This window comes from Enterococcus thailandicus, from assembly GCF_001886265.1.
Taxonomy (GTDB): domain Bacteria; phylum Bacillota; class Bacilli; order Lactobacillales; family Enterococcaceae; genus Enterococcus_B; species Enterococcus_B thailandicus.
The window spans coordinates 1-3,086 of record NZ_JXLE01000035.1; the positions used below are offsets into that span (position 1 = coordinate 1).

Annotated in this window: 1 rRNA gene; it reads left to right on the forward strand. The window is 49.3% G+C overall.

Annotated elements, in window-relative coordinates:
- Positions 1–154 precede the first annotated feature (154 nt).
- Positions 155–3,068 (forward strand): 23S ribosomal RNA (locus RV17_RS12885).
- Positions 3,069–3,086 lie beyond the last annotated feature (18 nt).

A 3,086-nucleotide genomic window follows, 5' to 3' on the forward strand; every position in this document is an offset into this window, starting at 1 on the left:
ACTTTGTTCATTGAAAACTGGATATTTGAAGTAAGATCAAAACAAACCGAGAACACCGCGTTGAATGAGTTTTTTAATAAGTTCAATTGCTTATTTTTCTTGACTAGTTTCTATCGCTAGAAATGATGTCAAAACCCAACCGTAAGGTTGATAAGGTTAAGTGAATAAGGGCGCACGGTGGATGCCTTGGCACTAGGAGCCGATGAAGGACGGGACTAACACCGATATGCTTTGGGGAGCTGTACGTAAGCTATGATCCAGAGATTTCCGAATGGGGGAACCCAGCATCTTTTATAGGATGTTACAAATATGTGAATACATAGCATATTTGAGGTAGACGCAGAGAACTGAAACATCTAAGTACCTGCAGGAAGAGAAAGAAAATTCGATTCCCTGAGTAGCGGCGAGCGAAACGGGAAAAGCCCAAACCAACAAGCTTGCTTGTTGGGGTTGTAGGACTCCAATATGGTAGTTTTTTCAGATAATCGAATGACTTGGAAAAGTCAGTCAAAGAGGGTAAAAACCCCGTAGATGAAATTTGGAAGACACCTAGGAGGATCCTGAGTACGGCGGAACACGAGGAATTCCGTCGGAATCCGGGAGGACCATCTCCCAAGGCTAAATACTCCCTAGTGACCGATAGTGAACCAGTACCGTGAGGGAAAGGTGAAAAGCACCCCGGAAGGGGAGTGAAATAGAACCTGAAACCGTGTGCCTACAACAAGTCAAAGCCCGTTAATGGGTGATGGCGTGCCTTTTGTAGAATGAACCGGCGAGTTACGATTGCATGCGAGGTTAAGTCGAAGAGACGGAGCCGTAGCGAAAGCGAGTCTGAATAGGGCGTTTGAGTATGTAGTCGTAGACCCGAAACCATGTGATCTACCCATGTCCAGGTTGAAGGTGCGGTAAAACGCACTGGAGGACCGAACCCACGTACGTTGAAAAGTGCGGGGATGAGGTGTGGGTAGCGGAGAAATTCCAAACGAACTTGGAGATAGCTGGTTCTCTCCGAAATAGCTTTAGGGCTAGCCTCGGAATTGAGAATGATGGAGGTAGAGCACTGTTTGGACTAGGGGCCCATCTCGGGTTACCGAATTCAGATAAACTCCGAATGCCATTCATTCATATCCGGGAGTCAGACTGTGAGTGATAAGATCCATAGTCGAAAGGGAAACAGCCCAGACCACCAGCTAAGGTCCCAAAATATATGTTAAGTGGAAAAGGATGTGGGGTTGCACAGACAACTAGGATGTTGGCTCAGAAGCAGCCACCATTTAAAGAGTGCGTAATAGCTCACTAGTCGAGTGACCCTGCGCCGAAAATGTACCGGGGCTAAACATATTACCGAAGCTGTGGATAACACCTATGGTGTTATGGTAGGAGAGCGTTCTAAGGGCGTTGAAGGTAGATCGTGAGGACTGCTGGAGCGCTTAGAAGTGAGAATGCCGGTATGAGTAGCGAAAGACAGGTGAGAATCCTGTCCACCGAATGACTAAGGTTTCCTGGGGAAGGCTCGTCCGCCCAGGGTTAGTCGGGACCTAAGCCGAGGCCGAAAGGCGTAGGCGATGGATAACAGGTTGATATTCCTGTACCCGTTGTTTTTGTTTGAGCAATGGAGGGACGCAGGAGGCTAAGGAATGCAGACGATTGGAAATGTCTGTCCAAGCAGTAAGTCTTAGGTTGAGTCAAATGCTTAATCTTTTAAGGACAAGCTGTGATGGGGAGGGAAATAATAGTACCGAAGTTCCTGATGTCACACTGCCAAGAAAAGCTTCTAGTGAGAAAACAACGGCCCGTACCGCAAACCGACACAGGTAGTCGAGGAGAGAATCCTAAGGTGAGCGAGAGAACTCTCGTTAAGGAACTCGGCAAAATGACCCCGTAACTTCGGGAGAAGGGGTGCTGATCGTCAGATCAGCCGCAGTGAATAGGCCCAAGCGACTGTTTATCAAAAACACAGGTCTCTGCAAAATCGTAAGATGAAGTATAGGGGCTGACGCCTGCCCGGTGCTGGAAGGTTAAGAGGAGTGCTTAGCGTAAGCGAAGGTACGAATTGAAGCCCCAGTAAACGGCGGCCGTAACTATAACGGTCCTAAGGTAGCGAAATTCCTTGTCGGGTAAGTTCCGACCCGCACGAAAGGCGTAACGATTTGGGCACTGTCTCAACGAGAGACTCGGTGAAATTTTAGTACCTGTGAAGATGCAGGTTACCCGCGACAGGACGGAAAGACCCCATGGAGCTTTACTGTAGTTTGATATTGAGTGTCTGTACCGCATGTACAGGATAGGTAGGAGCCGTAGAAATCGGAACGCTAGTTTCGATGGAGGCGCTGGTGGGATACTACCCCTGCGTTATGGCCACTCTAACCCGCACCACTAATCGTGGTGGGAGACAGTGTCAGATGGGCAGTTTGACTGGGGCGGTCGCCTCCTAAAAGGTAACGGAGGCGCCCAAAGGTTCCCTCAGAATGGTTGGAAATCATTCGAAGAGTGTAAAGGCAGAAGGGAGCTTGACTGCGAGACCAACAAGTCGAGCAGGGACGAAAGTCGGGCTTAGTGATCCGGTGGTTCCGCATGGAAGGGCCATCGCTCAACGGATAAAAGCTACCCTGGGGATAACAGGCTTATCTCCCCCAAGAGTCCACATCGACGGGGAGGTTTGGCACCTCGATGTCGGCTCGTCGCATCCTGGGGCTGTAGTCGGTCCCAAGGGTTGGGCTGTTCGCCCATTAAAGCGGCACGCGAGCTGGGTTCAGAACGTCGTGAGACAGTTCGGTCCCTATCCGTCGCGGGCGTTGGAAATTTGAGAGGAGCTGTCCTTAGTACGAGAGGACCGGGATGGACTTACCGCTGGTGTACCAGTTGTTCTGCCAAGGGCATTGCTGGGTAGCTATGTAGGGAAGGGATAAACGCTGAAAGCATCTAAGTGTGAAGCCCACCTCAAGATGAGATTTCCCATTTCTTTAAGAAAGTAAGATCCCTGAGAGATGATCAGGTAGATAGGTCAGAAGTGGAAGTACAGTGATGTATGGAGCGGACTGATACTAATCGATCGAGGACTTAACCAAGAATGGTAAAAGAAAAAA